Consider the following 15,951-nt stretch of genomic DNA (forward strand, 5'->3'; position numbering starts at 1 on the left):
TCGCACTTCCGCTCCAATCAACCTTAAATAGTTTCGTTTTAAAAACAACAATCTTTACGAAAAGAGCCAAATAAAAAGAATCTTAGCTCGTCCGTGAATCTTCATGGCTGATAGTCCAGATTATTTAGTTAACTAATGACATCATTGGCAGTTTTAATATAGAACGACTTATGAGTTTAACAACATTAAAAACTGTACATACAACCTCCATAAACATGACCATCATGAATTAGCAAATACATAGCAGAGAATAAATATAAAATTACAAGTGCTTTTAAGAACCAAATCTTTTCTCAATAATTTATCTAATAACTCTACCTTCTAAAGAAGAAAAAAAACTGAGAGGGGGATAAAATGTATGAGTTTATTTAAGAAAAAAAGAAAAAACAGCATTAACCTCTCCCCATCCAAAGACGATCAAAATAAGGAAACAAACAAAGACTTGTTAAAAACAAGCCTTCAAGGAAACATTCAACATGTTAAGCAACAGCTTGGAAATAGCGCCGATATCGTGATTAGAGAAATACAAATTGGCAAAGGGCGAATCGTTAAAGCATGTATTTTTTATACGGATGGATTGGTGGACACTAATGCCATTCAGAATTTTATCATGGAATCACTCATGTTAGATATCCATCCTGATCAGGAGCAAATGATATCGTCTCAACAGAACGTTTTACAAGTATTGAAAGATCGCATCCTTTCGGTTGGAGACATACAGGATGTTACGGAATTCAATTCTTTATTTACTTCCCTGTTATCAGGGGATGTTATTCTCTTATTGGATGGATATGCACAAGGGTTTACAATCGGTATGCGTGGTGGAAAAGACCGTGGTGTAACGGAATCCACCACGGAAAGCGTCGTTCGTGGGCCAAAGGAAGGTTTTACTGAGAACTTGCGGACCAATACGGCGTTAATCCGCAGAAAAATAAAAACCCCCCGACTTTGGTTGGAATCGAAAAAAATTGGAGAATTGACCAAAACCGAAGTAGCGATCATGTATATCGATGGAATTGTGAATGACAAAGTCGTCGAAGAAGTGCATAAGCGTCTGAATCGAATCGATATCGATGGAATCCTGGAAAGTGGGTATATTGAGGAATTGATTCAAGATGAAACGTTCAGTCCCTTTCCGACTATATATTATTCGGAACGCCCTGATGTGATTGCCGCCGAGCTTTTGGAAGGGAAAGTTGCCATACTAGTGGACGGAACGCCGATTGTTCTAGTCGTTCCTGCACTATTCATCTCCTTTATTCAGGCTGCGGAAGATTATTATCAGCGTGCAGATATTAGCACCCTGATTCGTTTTCTTCGTTTTTTTACTATTTTTATTGCTCTACTAGGACCATCCCTATATATCGCTATCACCACGTACCACCAGGAAATGTTACCAACCCGACTGCTGATCGGTCTAGCCTCTCAACGAGAAGGGGTTCCCTTTCCTGCATTCATTGAAGCCCTTATGATGGAAGGGGCGTTTGAAATTTTGCGGGAAGCTGGTTTGCGAATGCCAAAAGCTATAGGACAAGCTATTTCAATTGTAGGGACACTGGTGATTGGAACAGCGGCAGTAGATGCTGGAATCGTATCGGCTGCCATGGTAATTGTTGTTGCAATCACGGCTATTTCAAGCTTTGTGCTTCCTGCTTTTACCATGTCCATGTCGATTCGAATGCTCCGTTTCCCGATGATGGCGCTTGCCGCTTCTTTTGGCATATTCGGGTTAATCGTTGGGTTCATCGCAATTGTTCTTCACATGTGCAGCTTGCGTTCCTTTGGGGTTCCCTATATGAGTCCTTTTGCTCCTTTTATCAGTGAAGACATTAAGGATACGTTTATTCGGGTACCTAGAGGGGGGATGTTTTCTCGCCCCCGTTTAATCAACCAGAAAAACAATAAACGCGAACAAGTTTCGACAGCACCGAAACCGCCGCGGAATAACATATAAGATTGAAACCAAAGTTATGTAAAGGGCCATCAAAATACACAAAATGCTTCTATTCAGATTGGATGAAGTCAAAAGCTACCAAGTGGTATTAGTTGGATTGGAAATAAACAATGTTTATGTAAGGTAGAGACAAAGATTTGACCGTACGGTATCCCATTCTGTTATAAAGCAATTAGGGAAAGGAGTAATCAATAGTGGTGGGTGTTGCAGGAATCCTTGTCATCGTCGCTGGGATTATCGCGATTGATGTTCCTTATCTTTTGAGGAAAAAATTAAAAAAGGAACTATGGATTTTTTCCATTATTCTACTATTCGGAACCGCATTAAGCGTTGCCCAAGCACTGAATATCAAGGTTCCCAATCCACTAGGTTGGGTTACAGCTATTTATAAACCGCTTTCTGACATGATTTTTTAGAAAGTATTGAAGTGAAAAAAGAACAAAAGATGTTTAGAATGGAAAAATAAGCAAGTGTGTCCGCTTCATATCGAGTATTTAGACGAATCTGATTAGAAAGAGAAAGATTTTGAAAGTGGACCTTTCATGGATGATTCAGGCTACTTTACAGAAACACTTGAAGAAGCGCATTCATGTCTACATTATGATCCACAAGTCGATCATAATGTAGACATGAATTAAAAATTGGTCAATTTAATAACGAATGGCTAAAAGAAATGAATCAGTGTGATTCGGAGTAATGAGGCCTTCAAAACGGGAGCTGGAGACAGTTCCTTTTCTTTTCCGCTAGATGATGGGAAAATCCTTGGTTTATTCCTTTGTGTGGTATACCAATTAGGGGCCATGTGCAAATAGATTCCTAAAGGCTTTCATGAAACACAACATAACCCCATTTCTTGATAAAGCAAACCAATTACTTGATCTTTTCTAAAAAGGAATTACCAACAGTACCTACGTGCCGTATTTCTCCTTCTACATTTATATTTACAGGCAAGTTCTCAAAATTTTTATCCCAATCTTTTTTTAGTTTTTTCCAGGCTTTAGGATCAGCTCGATGAATCGCCTCACCAAATCCAAAAATGTCCACTTTTTCATTTTTCTGTACCTCTATTATTGACTTTTTGAAGGCTTCCTCCGCTCTTTTTTCATAAATTTCCTCCAATTTTTCAATCGTTTCTGGTTTTGTCAAATCAATATGACATTCTACTTCACCTAAATTGCCTTCCACATGAATATTTAGATCAATCTCAGGTTTTCCATTCTTTATCTTACCTTTCATTTCCGTGTTTGACCTTTTCACTTCATACACAGCTTTTCCACCTTTAGGACACGGTAAATTCACAACAGTACTTTTCTCCTTGTTTGTAATGACGTTATACGTTTTGCTTTGCATTTCATTTAACCAGCCAACTAATTTATCATATTTAAATACCGCTAATTTTTGAAAATGCAAACGAGCGGGGGGATCAATCATTTCTATATTCTGTTTGCTTAAAGAAGTTTTTTTGTCTCCTTTTATATCTGCTTGAATTCCTGTTAACACCGGTTGTTTTCCATCACTTACAATATCGGCGACCAGATCGTCTAACTCAACGAAACTTGTCGCTGACCATGCAGTAGCTGAGACATCCAGGGCATCAAATATCTGATTTGCAGGGATTTTTTCTAAAGAAGTGGGCACCTTCAGGATCTCTTCTGCTCTCATTCCCTTAGCTACGACGATATAAAAATCGGATCGCAGTTCCCAGTCCCTTGTGAGAAGATCTAACGGTTTACCAATTCCTTTTTTCGCTAATGACTCACCAATCACGAGGATTCGAAGATGTGAGGGATATATTTTTCTTGGGGATTCCTTGGTCATTTTGCGGAAAGCCTCAAAGACAGTTTTCCCTTTCGCCTGATAGATGACTGTCGGTGATATACCGGAACTTCCACCGCTTTTCCCCGTACCTAATTCTCCTGGATTTACCACTTGGGCGGTTAAGAGAAATTGACCATCCTTTGTACTATCCAGCCCTATTGCCAGCGCAATAGCTAGTTCATTCAATTCACGACGGTTCCAGCAACCTGTAGTGAATAACAGGAATACGATTAGCAGGATAAACAGGGTATAGCTCCGTTTCATAGACGAGACTCCTTTCGCTCTATTCATTTATAGGGGTTTCAGCCGAGAAGAATATAGTTATGTGGTATATCTATACTCTAAAAATCTGAAGTAAAGGAACGTTTTTTATTTTTGATGTATTTTTTTTCGGAATGCATTGACTGTTAATAAGAGAATAGGAAAAACAAGTCCGTACGTTGAAACATATAGGGGCCAAATTTCTTTATCGAATTTGATTGAATGGGCCACATTGGGATGTATAAGTACTGAAAGCGAAACCAAGACCATCCCTAAAGGTAGCGTAAGCGGCCGGTAATTCTTCATATTAAATGTATGTGCAAGACCTATAACAGAAGCGTAAAAGTAAAAACTCATTTTATAGTAAATCGAGATAATCCACATGATAGCCATTATTGCTTCAATCCTTTGAAAAAAATCGCCAACGTTTATTTTTCTGGCCAAAATATAACTTGGATACGTGTTTCGGGCACTAGCATCTGCACCTAAAACTATAATAGTTAAAGTGATTATGATGAGTAAACAGATTCCGGCGATTAGTACTCCGATAAAAAAGGTTTTTTCTGCTGCTTTTTGTTGATTCACTGAAACAGGAAAAATCATTAATAAAACAATCAATGGCAAAGAAAAAAAACCTGTAAAAAGAAAAACAGCATGAATCATCGGTTTTATTCCTGCTTCAAATACCGGTTGTATATTTTCAACCTTATATTGAACAGGAGGTAATAATATTGAAACCACTAGAATTATGAATAAAAAAACAAAGATAGGAAATAACAATTCTGCAGAACGAGCCAATGTTTCAAGACCAAGTCGAATTCCCATTATTAAGATGCATGCGAAAAGAATAATGATCGCTTCAATTGGTGTATCAGGCATAATCTGTGTAGTTAAGAAGTTCCCAACATAAAGCAATAGTTCTGACGTTGAGTAAAGTGAAAATAAAACAAACGAAAGAGAGACTGCCTTACCTAACCATTTGCCAAAAAGTGTTTCATTGATTTCCACCAGTGTCATAGTAGGGAACATCCTGCCTACTGCGATATATAAAGCCACTAGCAATAAACCTATGCCTATACCGAATACAGCTGCAATCCAAGCATCTTGTTTTACCTCTTGAGCCATGATTCCAGGAATCACCAAGATGGTCGTACCTACAGAAAATAGAATGACTATTATTGCAAATTGTCGAGCGCTAATTTTGAAATTTTCCACTATATCCCGGCTTCCCATCGCTGATTATAATTCTTATTGTTGCCTTTGTATTGTTAGAATAAACTCGTGCCTTTTAGAAAGTGTTGATACATCTAGGCTTTCAAAATTCTTTAGAATTTCTTGTTGGTCAATACATCTTCTTTTGAGCCTCAGACAACCGGAACTAATCCACTTTTAGCTAATTCTCTATAGTCGATATAGCATCCATCTTTATACATAATTTGGATGTTTTGGAATGCTGCCTTTTATCTGAAAGTGTAACTTTCTTCCAAATTATTCGTCGGTAATGTTAAGACAAGGAGGAATACCGATGAATCGAAAAAAAGTGATACTAATTTTCGGCTTGTTTCTTTTCCTGGGGGCATGTAGTAGTAATGATAAAGAAGAATCCTTACCGAAGTCACAGGAAGAAAAAGCGGAAAGTAAAATGGACTCCTCTTTATCAGGGGAACAGGCTTCTGATAAGAAGGCGGAAAAAGAGGCGGCAACAAATGATAGGATGGTCATCCACCAAGCACAGCTTCAGTTGAAAGTAAAAAATCTAGAAAAAACACAAATGAAGATTGAAAGAAAGGCGAACGAATACGGCGGCTATATTGTAGAGTCCAATGTATACAGGGAAGATGAAGAGAGGGTAGAAGGTACGATCACAGTCAGGATTCCGGAAGCTCGTTTTCAGGACTTTCTTGTCGTTACCGAGGGGCAGGCTTCAGAAGTGGCCGGAAGGAACGTGACAGGCCAGGATGTAACGGAGCAATATGTAGATTTAAAAGCAAGACTGAAGTCAAAGCGGGCTGTGGAAGAGAGGTTACTTGCATTCATGCAGGACGCTAAGAAGACGGAAGATTTGCTGAAAATATCATCCGATCTTGCCGCGGTTCAAGAAGAAATCGAGCAGCTGACCGGCCAAATGAAGTATCTTGAAAACCAGACCTCATATTCGACGGTTACAATCACATTATCACAGGAACGGATCGTGGTACCGGGTATTGATAATGCAAAACTGGATACATGGGAGAGAACGAAGAAACAACTTGCAACAAGTGCGAATCTATTACTTAAAGCGGGCTCAGGGATCATTGTTTTTATAATAGGAAACTTGCCGATCCTCATTGTTTTAGGCGGATCTGGTGCGGTGGTACATTGGGCGATGAAAAGAAGGGGTAAAAGGTAAAAGGCAGAAAAAAAGAGGGTGCCCAAATTCGTTTTGGGCACCCTCTTGCATTTATCCTTTTCGTTTATTCAATCCGGTCACATAATACAGGACTACCAACAGGACGATCCAGATTGGACCAACGATAAGAGCGATTCTTGTATCTGCAGAAAAGCCGAGTATAACCATTACGAATACTAAAAAGGCTAGAGTGAAATAAGAAGTGAATGGGAAAAGTGGCATCTTGTAAGCTAAGCCTTGTTTTTCTCCCGGACTCATTTTCCGTCTAGAGATGATCTGTGTGACAAGTATGGTTCCCCATGTCCAGAGTGCACCAAATGTGGCGACACTTGTAACGTAACTGAAAACTTTCTCGGCTTCCATGTAGTTAAGGTAAACACCGAAAAGTAGAACTACAGCTGAAACGATAATGGCAACGCCAGGAACGCCTGACTTTGTAGTACGTTCGAAACTTTTAGGTGATTCACCTTGCTGCGCTAGGTTGAATAACATTCTTCCTGTACTGAAGATCCCGCTGTTACAAGATGAAAGGGCCGCTGTCAGTACGACAAACTGAATGATTCCTGCTGCGCCTGGTATACCGATTTTATCAAACATCATAACGAATGGGCTGTCTTTTCCATTCATTTGATCCCACGGAGTAATCGATAGAATGACTGTAAGAGCTAAAACGTAAAAAAGTAAAATTCGATAAAAGACGGTATCGATGGCTCTTTTTAAAGATTTTTCTGGATTTTTGACTTCACCTGCGGTTACACCGAGCATTTCAATTCCCAAATAGGCGAACATGACCATTTGGAAAGAGAGGATGACACCGGATATTCCATTAGGGAAAAATCCACCATGTTCAACTAGGTTACCGAATCCAACCGCGATTCCGCCGTTCCCCAGTCCAAAGATAATCATCCCGAAGCCAAGAACGATCATAAGGATGATTGTAACTATTTTAACTAAGGCGAACCAAAACTCCAATTCACCGTAAGCTTTTACAGCAAGAAAGTTAACCGTTGTCATGATGGCAAGTGCGGCTAACGCCCAAGCCCATTGTGGAGTCCCAGGGAACCAAAATTGCATATAGATTCCGACTGCCGTAATTTCAGCCATACAGGTGGCAATCCAAACGAACCAGTAATTCCAACCGGTTATATATCCGGCAAGAGGACCGACAAATTCACTTGCATAGCGACTGAAAGAGCCTGCGACTGGATTTTTGATCGCCATTTCCCCTAGTGCCCGCATGATAAGATAGATCATAAGCCCGCCGATAGCATAAGAAATAATAATGGCTGGGCCAGCTAATTTAATCGCAGAGGCCGATCCGAGAAATAAACCGACTCCAATTGCTGCGCCAAGAGACATTAATGCGATATGTCTTTCTTCCAAACCTCTATGCAGTTGAGATTCTTTGGAGTTTTGCATAAGTTTCCCCTTTTCTTTTGGAGTTTAATTTTCTCTATCTAGCATTTTATCACTAGTAGAGCTGAATACATATTATTTATTGATTTTTCACATAATATTACAACTAAATAATATATTTTAATAGAAAGTTTGTAAAGTAAAAAATGAAAACGCTTACTATAAAGGGTGTTAGCAATATAAAAAAGTTAGAATTTTTATAATATTAAAATAGATTGCTATTTAAGTAAAGTATAATTATGTGATTTTTCTAAAGATTTAGACTTTTAAATAAGAAAAAGCTGTCCCATAAAAAGGAACGGCTTTTTCGTTTATTCATGACAGGTGGCTGAGGGCCAATTCCGGGTGATCTATGAAAGGGTTGCGATTATCGATTATAGTAATTTTTATTATAAATGATTTCATTTCGATTTCTTTTCGTTCAAAAGTATCTGCTGGGTCCTGTTCGTTCCATTCCAGCAGGACCGCCAACTTTCCATGATAGGGATTGGTGCAGCTGCTCACTTGTATTAGTTCTAAATCAATTTCACCGTAATGAACGGCCATATAAAACAGCATTCGAGCAATTTCGCTGTTCATTCAATTCACGAACCTACGCTACGTTAACTCCCTCTACGTTCGAACTGGAAATTTTAATTTTTATCATGATCAAAAAGAAAGCTAGCAATGCAAACACTATTCCGCTCCACATGAGTTGATGTATTCCTAAGTGAGAAATAAACCAACCACCAATAGACACCCCTATAGTAATTCCAAGATTTGAAAATGAGACAAACAAGCTGTTGCCGAATTCAGGTGCTTCGTTCGCTTCAGTTGTCAACCATGTTTGACTGACAATTAGACCACCAGAATGAACTATTCCCCAAATGAAAACCATTAGAATCATTGGAATTAAATAAGAGCCCAAATAATAAGCGAATAAATAAATTACTATGTATAGAAGGGGAAACATTATAACGGTCTTAGTTATGCTTTTTCGCAAGAATCCACCAAATAAAAAATTCCCAAAAATCATGACTAGACCAAACGCCATCAACATTACACTAATCAACGAACCATTCATATGTGTTAATTGTCCAAAATATTCGGCAAAGTAGCTGTATACAGAGAACATTGCTGCAAAGATAAACATAACGGCGGCGATGTTTAACCATAATCCCGGTTTACGTAATATACCAAGCTGCTTGCCATAAGACATTTTTTCCTCATTAGGCATGGAAGGAAGCCACAATAATATTCCTACAAAAGCAATCGCATTTACAACAGCCCCAAATAGAAAAGCAGTTTCTAACGAAAACTTTTCCGCGAAATAAGAAGTTAAAGGTACACCAAATGCAAATCCGAAAGTAATTCCGGCAAAAACCTTTGTAACTGCTTGGTTACTTTTTTCCGGAGGAACAATTTTGGCTGCAGTCACAAGGGCTATCGAAAAAAAGACAGGATGAAAAATGGCGGGTAGTATACGGAAAGCTAGCATGATATCAAATTTCGTTGTACATGCATACATAATATTTGAAATCGTGAACATAAATACTGAGGTTAATAGAATTACTTTACGATTAATTCCAGAAGCGAGTAAGGTCAAGAATGGACCTGAAATGGCAACAATTAAAGCAAATATACTTACAAGTAAACCTGCTTGTGAAGTTGTTATATTAAATTTTTGAGTGATCTGGGGTAGGACTCCCACAATACCCATTTCAGTTGTAATAATGCCGAATACGCCTAGAGCCAACATAATGATAAGCAAAGGGTTAACTGTTTTCATTAATAAAAATCTCCATTCCTATTGTATATTCCTTTATTTATATACAGATTAAAATCATTCATAAAATTAAATATCTGTATATCTAGATATGTAAAAACAAAAAAAGAATGACCTCCTTTACGTTTATTTTATAGTTCTTTTTGAATGTACTCGGAAAATTCATGTATTGTTTTTTCATTCCGACGATAATAAGTCCACTTCCCGATTCGCTCAGACTCCAACAGACCAGCTTTTTGCATGGTTAACAAATAACTAGAGATGACAGATTGGGCAAGCCCGGATTTAACCTGAATATCTCCCACACATACACCAACTTGAAAATTTAGACCTTGTTGAAAATAAGGCTTTTCATTAAAGTACTTCTCTGGATTTTTTAGCCATAGCAAAATTTGACGACGTGTATCGTTTGATAAAGCTTTATAGATTAATGTAGGTTCCATATAAATCATTATATCTATTTTTATAGATTTGTAAATGTAATTTACCGTTTTACTAATGCGGAATTTGAAGATGCGGAAAAAGTAATACGAAAAGAAGTGAATCTATGTAGTGAATAAGCTCTCATCAATGGGCGACTTTAGTAGTCCTTTCGATATTCCTGTACGGTCATCGATGATTTCGTGCAAGGGGGAATCTGAGCATAAAGGACAGCATAAAACTTGGTTTAGCTTTGTGAACAGGTCATTCCTCCATAAATCGATTCGTTCCATTTCCAGATAAATCGGTATGTACGGTTATTCCTTGTTAATTGTCAAAGATGGGCGAATACAGCCTGTGAAGGTCTGCGGAATTTGGGGAAATAGCCCGGGAAATATCGAAGGCTGTTATGAAAATGGCATGGATACTAAAAACCGTCAGCATCACTGACGGTTTTTTTTACTCTTTTTTATAAGAAGACTCTGAGTGAAACTCAATAACAATGATCCGATTAAAGCTCCCCAAAAAGAATGTATGACAAAGCCACTGACTACATAGGAAGTGATTTGGAATGTGAAAGCATTGATAATGAAAGAAAACAATCCGAACGTCAGGATGGTGATCGGCAATGTGATAAGTTGTAGAATGGGTCTAACCAGCAAGTTCATGATTGATAATATAAAAACCGCCAGCAGGGCTGTGCCATAAGATTTAATCGTGATGGAGTCGAGAAGCCAGTCAATAACGAGCAATACCAGCCCGTTGATAAGAAAACGCATTATTATGTTCATGAAAAACTCCTCCTGAAGTCACTATACTACAAGTCCATTATACTAAAACTTCGTCAATTTCAGTTAAATGTTTGCAGAATTGTCACAAAAAAAGAGGGGGACGGATTTGTATTCCCCATAAGAGGAAGCCCCATTTTTGGGGCCGTTTTTTCTATTTAGTTGTTGGCAATGATCTTTTCGAATTCACTTAATTCCAATGTGTTTTTCAGCTTTGGATTGGTGTTTAAGGAAAGAAGGGCACTTTCGATGAGAAAGATTCGCGGATCGCTGCTTTGTAAAAATTCCTCTTGGATAAAGTGAATTAATTTTAAGTTTTTTACCCGTTCTGCTTCATCATCTTGACATAGTTTCAAGATCATCTTTTTTAGATCATTTGCAGAGTGCAGCAGTGCTGTATGAAAATCCTGCTGTGTATGGAAGCACTCCGGCAGCCATTGCTTGATAAGATCGGGTTCTAAAAGCTGTGCGTTTGACTTGCTAACATCTTCGAAGATGGTTTTAATCCTGTCCACACAATAACGGATAATTTCAGTAGGGTTGAATTCGGGCTCTTTAGCCAGGGCATTAAAATGAATCGTTTGATGCATCATCCCCGAGTAAAGAATGGCACAGTCCAATATATAGGGTTTTTTCTCAGTACCGAAAATATCCAGAAACCGTTTTGATAGCCAATGTATATGCTGGAATTTAGCATGTGTAATGAAGTTCTTAAGTTCTGTATCATTTGAAATCATTACTTCTTCATATAAGGAAAAGAGTTTATTACTTTTATTGGAGTGCATTTGTAATTCAGATTGTTTGATGAATATTTCAATATTTGAAAGGTTTTGCCCAATTAGCAATTCATTCCGCTCTTTTTCGAATTTTTCTTGCGTAGATAGGAAGACTGCCTTAAGCAATTCGCTTTTAGAAGAAAAGTAGTTATAAAATGTTCCTTTTGAAATGCCGCTATAATCTAAAATATCCTGAATGGATGTTGCTTGATAACCCTTTTCAATAAATAATTGGTGTGCATATTTTACTACGTGCTGTTTCCGCTCATTCATATATTTATATCACCCTTACTTTTATTGGACGGTCATTTTATCGTAATAGTATCTTATTTTCTATACGAACACAAACCAGTATGTTTACAATTTCCCCAGCATAATAAGGGCGATGGCTTCTTATGGACACTTTGTTTCAGTGCTGCTTGGGAATGGATCAGGACTGTTTAAATCAACTCACAAAAGCGATGAAAAATTAAGTTCCATGCATCCTTCTTTTCATTATGTAAATAAAGGCTAATGAAGTGAATAAAGTCACAGGGAGAACCATCGGGTTTGTTATAAAATAAATAGAATGAAATAGGTGCAGTGGCATCATTTCAAGAAAGCATAAATGGATATCCGTTCCGATTCTCGATTACTATCCCATTAGTGGGAGAAATGATAAAATCACTTGTCATGAAGGAATATTGGATATGAAGGTCGTATACCATTATTAGGAATTCTATTATGGGGACATGTTTTATACCGTCAGTGTTTATACTTCTCCTATTTTCCATATTCTGGATAAATATAAAGTTATACATTAATGAAAAGAATAATGAATTGATTATTATATTAAAATTATTATAAATAAGTATTGATTTTTTCCTGAGAAGCTTTATCATTATATACATAAATAATAATGAAAAGGTGGTTCAATTATGACAAACAAGAAAAACCTTACTACAAGCTGGGGAGCACCAGTTGGAGATAATCAAAACTCAATCACTGCCGGCGAAAGGGGTCCTGTACTCATTCAAGATGTACACTTGTTGGAAAAACTTGCCCACTTTAATCGTGAACGTGTGCCTGAACGTGTAGTTCACGCGAAAGGTGCCGGTGCATTCGGTACTTTTGAAGTAACGAACGACCTTTCTCAGTATACGAAAGCTAAACTTTTCAATGGTGTTGGCAAGAAGACAGATCTTTTTATCCGTTTCTCTACAGTAGCCGGTGAATTGGGTTCTGCTGATACAGTCCGTGACCCACGTGGATTTGCTGTTAAATTCTACACGGAAGAAGGAAACTACGATATCGTCGGTAATAATACGCCTGTATTCTTTATTCGGGATGCGATTAAATTCCCCGACTTCATTCATACACAAAAAAGAGATCCTAGAACACATTTGAAAAACCCGACGGCAGTTTGGGACTTCTGGTCACATTCACCAGAATCTTTACACCAAGTAACGATCCTGATGTCCGACCGAGGCATTCCTGCCACACTTCGTCATACACATGGTTTCGGAAGCCACACATTTAAATGGGTGAATGATGAAGGGAAAGGCGTTTGGGTGAAATACCACTTCAAAACAGAACAGGGCATCAAAAATCTTGATGTCAATCTAGCTGCAAAACTAGCAGGTGAAAACCCTGATTACCATACGGAAGATCTTTTCAATGCCATTGAAAAAGGGGACTTCCCTGCATGGAAGTTATATGTTCAGATCATGCCTTTGGAAGATGCGGATACTTACCGTTTCGATCCATTTGATGTAACGAAGGTATGGTCTCAAAAAGATTATCCGCTAATCGAGCTTGGGCGTATGGAATTGAACAGAAATCCTGAAAATTACTTTGCTGAAGTGGAGCAAGCGACGTTCTCACCGGGAACATTCGTACCGGGAATTGAAGCTTCCCCAGACAAGATGCTTCAAGGACGTCTATTCGCATATGGAGATGCACACCGTTACCGTGTGGGCTCGAATCACAACCAGCTTCCAGTTAACCGTCCGAAAGTAGAAGCGAACAACTATCAGCGTGATGGCTTCATGCGTGCAGATGACAATGGCAAGGGATCCGTTTATTATGAGCCAAATAGTTTTGGCGGCCCTGCAGAATCAACGGAAAATAAAGTCACTCCTTTTGAGGTGACAGGGAAAGCTGCACAAGTAGGTCATAATAGTGATGATCACTACACTCAAGCAGGTGACTTATACCGTCTATTGAGTGAGGAAGAGAAAACCCGTCTTGTTGAAACGATTGTGGGCGCAATGAAACCAGTGGAATTGGAAGAAATTAAACTTCGCCAAATCGGCCATTTTTACAAAGCCGATCCAGAATACGGAACGCGCGTAGCTGAAGGTTTAGGTTTGGCTGTACCACAAGAAGTGTAAAATATGGAAATTCTAATCTATTAAATGCAAACAGGCATCCATTCATGAATGGGTGCCTGTTTTGTTTTATTCCGGGATGTCCTGTTTATCAAGAAGGTGAATGTTATGCCCCATTTTAAATAGTAAGCTTTTTGAAAGCTTGGCGAATGCCTGAAGTAAATAATCAAAAGGCATCGTTGGAGTTCATGGATCAGCGAATTCTGGATGATGCCATTTTGAGGAGTGATCTACAACAATCTTATAGTCCCGATAAATGAAGAAAGGTCCGGGTGCTTTGGCAATAATTAAACCGAATCAGCATACATTTGGTTAAGAGGAGGTGCAGTATGGACGTTTTTGTTCGGCAGAATGATTCCTTGTGGTATTATAGCCAATTATTCAAGGTGAATTACCAACTTATCATTGATTCCAATAGTCGGATTGATCCGCTTGCGCTTATTATAGGACAGCAAATCAAAGTTCCTGGCTTTACGACGACCGGCTATAAGATTAAGCGAGGGGACTCATTATGGGCAATTGCCAAATCACATAATCTTTCACTGGATGCCATATTTCTTGTTAATCCTAAACTCAACCCTAATGCCCTGCATGTCGGTCAGACGATTTCTGTGCCATTAAGGATTACGTGGAGGCTAATTCAAGGAAACCAGGAATATGATTATGGGACGATGGTGACCGATGTAAGACGTTTGAAAAGTATCTACCCATTTATTAAAACCTCCCCCATTGGGGACTCGGTGCTTGGAAAGAATATTCCCGAAGTAATGATTGGGAATGGTGGCAAACGAGTTCACTATAATGGTTCCTTTCATGCGAATGAGTGGATTACGACGCCTGTGATCATGACCTTTTTAAATGATTATTTACTGTCGGTCACGAATCAGACTGACATCCGCGGTATGACCCTGTTGCCTTTTTATCAACAGACGATGCTGTCGATCGTTCCAATGGTGAATCCGGATGGAGTGGATTTGGTTTTAAAAGGCGCACCTGCCGATGAGACATTGAGAGGACGGCTCGTGGAATGGAATAATGGAAGCGAAGACTTTTCTGGCTGGAAAGCCAATATTAATGGGGTGGATCTGAATGATCAATTTCCTGCCAAATGGGAATTGGAACAAGCTCGCAATAATGTAACAAAGCCAGGTCCGGCAAATTATTCCGGGGAAGGGCCGCTTACACAGCCTGAAGCTATTGCAATGGCAGAGTTGACAAGAAAACGTGATTTTAACAGAGTTCTTGCTTTCCATACCCAAGGAGAGGTCATTTATTGGGGGTTTGAAGATATGGAACCGCCCGAGTCCGAAACGATAGTCAATGAGTTTGCGAGGGTCAGTGGATATGAACCAGTCAAATCCGCCAATAGTTACGCAGGGTATAAGGATTGGTACATTCAGGATTGGCGAAGGCCAGGGTTTACCGTGGAGCTTGGCAAAGGAACCAATCCCCTTCCTATATCACAATTCGATGAGATTTATCAAAAGTCGCTAGGGATTTTCTTAGCAGGGTTATATATGTGAATTTTGACCAATTGAAAAAGCTCGACTCCGTTTCCATGGGGAAGAGCTTTTTAGTCTTATAAACTATTAGACTTGAGACGATGAGGGCTGCTGCAAAAAATAAGTAAAGTTATGCTTTACTTATCGATTGCATGATTAACTCGCTTTTTAGCCTAAAAAGTAACGGACGTTCTCCAGTACTCGTCCGAGTAATATTGCAGCCCCTACCAAAAAGAATCCTGATAGTTTTACGGTAAAGAAGTTTGACTTCCTTAGCGCTAGTATTGGCCCCACCTACGCCATATACTTTGACGGCCACGCATGCCATCCAACCTAATTCCATTATAATAGAAAGCGCTTACATTTTCAAAATGAATCGTAGTACAAATTTCGACATGTGCATCTGTGTCCCCCAATCAACAGAGGGGAAAGGGCCTGAATAGGGAGACTCCGGTGTATATACCTTTCCGGAAAACTACATAAAACTTATTAT

Annotated in this window: 12 protein-coding genes and 1 pseudogene; 5 read left to right on the forward strand and 8 right to left on the reverse strand. The window is 38.8% G+C overall.

From position 1 onward, the window contains the following. Positions 1 to 358 precede the first annotated feature (358 nt). Entirely contained in the window at positions 359 to 1,954 is a 1,596-nt protein-coding gene (locus tag SB775_RS16500; protein WP_410862282.1) for a spore germination protein, read from the forward strand. 194 nt (positions 1,955 to 2,148) lie between these two features. Continuing rightward, on the forward strand, positions 2,149 to 2,370 hold the full coding sequence (locus SB775_RS16505; protein WP_410862284.1) for a hypothetical protein: 222 nt from the start codon (positions 2,149 to 2,151) through the stop codon (positions 2,368 to 2,370). A gap of 454 nt (positions 2,371 to 2,824) precedes the next feature. Here the strand turns inward: SB775_RS16505 and SB775_RS16510 are convergent, their stop codons facing one another. Both SB775_RS16510 and SB775_RS16515 read right to left on the reverse strand, forming a co-directional pair. Then, complete coding sequence (locus SB775_RS16510; protein WP_410862285.1) at positions 2,825 to 4,036, reverse strand: Ger(x)C family spore germination protein; 1,212 nt, start codon at positions 4,034 to 4,036, stop codon at positions 2,825 to 2,827. A gap of 105 nt (positions 4,037 to 4,141) precedes the next feature. Next, on the reverse strand, positions 4,142 to 5,248 hold the full coding sequence (locus SB775_RS16515; protein WP_410862287.1) for a GerAB/ArcD/ProY family transporter: 1,107 nt from the start codon (positions 5,246 to 5,248) through the stop codon (positions 4,142 to 4,144). A gap of 310 nt (positions 5,249 to 5,558) precedes the next feature. Here SB775_RS16515 and SB775_RS16520 point away from each other — a divergent pair, with 310 nt between their 5' ends. After that, positions 5,559 to 6,422 carry a DUF4349 domain-containing protein gene (locus SB775_RS16520; RefSeq protein WP_410862289.1) on the forward strand — a complete coding sequence of 288 codons (864 nt, stop codon included), beginning with the start codon at positions 5,559 to 5,561 and terminating at the stop codon, positions 6,420 to 6,422. Between the two features lie 51 nt (positions 6,423 to 6,473). On the opposite strand, the gene SB775_RS16525 is transcribed toward SB775_RS16520, so the two are convergent. From SB775_RS16525 to SB775_RS16550, 6 genes and pseudogenes are all read right to left on the reverse strand, one after another. Then, positions 6,474 to 7,841, reverse strand: a complete 1,368-nt coding sequence (locus SB775_RS16525) for an amino acid permease (RefSeq protein ID WP_410862291.1) — start codon at positions 7,839 to 7,841, stop codon at positions 6,474 to 6,476. 312 nt (positions 7,842 to 8,153) lie between these two features. Next, positions 8,154 to 8,417, reverse strand: a pseudogene (locus SB775_RS16530) (endonuclease); the annotation flags it as partial. Between the two features lie 13 nt (positions 8,418 to 8,430). Beyond that, positions 8,431 to 9,606: an MFS transporter gene (locus SB775_RS16535; RefSeq protein ID WP_410862293.1), complete on the reverse strand. Its 1,176-nt coding sequence runs from the start codon at positions 9,604 to 9,606 to the stop codon at positions 8,431 to 8,433. A 128-nt stretch (positions 9,607 to 9,734) separates the two neighbouring features. Continuing rightward, complete coding sequence (locus SB775_RS16540) at positions 9,735 to 10,046, reverse strand: ArsR/SmtB family transcription factor (RefSeq protein ID WP_089362084.1); 312 nt, start codon at positions 10,044 to 10,046, stop codon at positions 9,735 to 9,737. Positions 10,047 to 10,466: 420 nt separating this feature from the next. Beyond that, a complete protein-coding gene (locus SB775_RS16545) occupies positions 10,467 to 10,814 on the reverse strand; it encodes a phage holin family protein (protein WP_410862295.1) in 348 nt (115 codons plus the stop codon). Between the two features lie 155 nt (positions 10,815 to 10,969). Then, positions 10,970 to 11,860, reverse strand: a complete 891-nt coding sequence (locus SB775_RS16550; protein WP_061465391.1) for a TetR/AcrR family transcriptional regulator — start codon at positions 11,858 to 11,860, stop codon at positions 10,970 to 10,972. Positions 11,861 to 12,504: 644 nt separating this feature from the next. On the opposite strand from SB775_RS16550, the gene katA reads away from it, so the two are divergent. Both katA and SB775_RS16560 read left to right on the forward strand, forming a co-directional pair. Further along, positions 12,505 to 13,959, forward strand: a complete 1,455-nt coding sequence (katA, locus tag SB775_RS16555; RefSeq protein WP_410862297.1) for a catalase KatA — start codon at positions 12,505 to 12,507, stop codon at positions 13,957 to 13,959. Between the two features lie 326 nt (positions 13,960 to 14,285). Continuing rightward, positions 14,286 to 15,479 carry a M14 family metallopeptidase gene (locus tag SB775_RS16560; protein WP_410862299.1) on the forward strand — a complete coding sequence of 398 codons (1,194 nt, stop codon included), beginning with the start codon at positions 14,286 to 14,288 and terminating at the stop codon, positions 15,477 to 15,479. The last annotated feature ends 472 nt before the right edge of the window (positions 15,480 to 15,951 follow it).

It is taken from the genome of Peribacillus sp. SIMBA_075 (assembly GCF_046534585.1).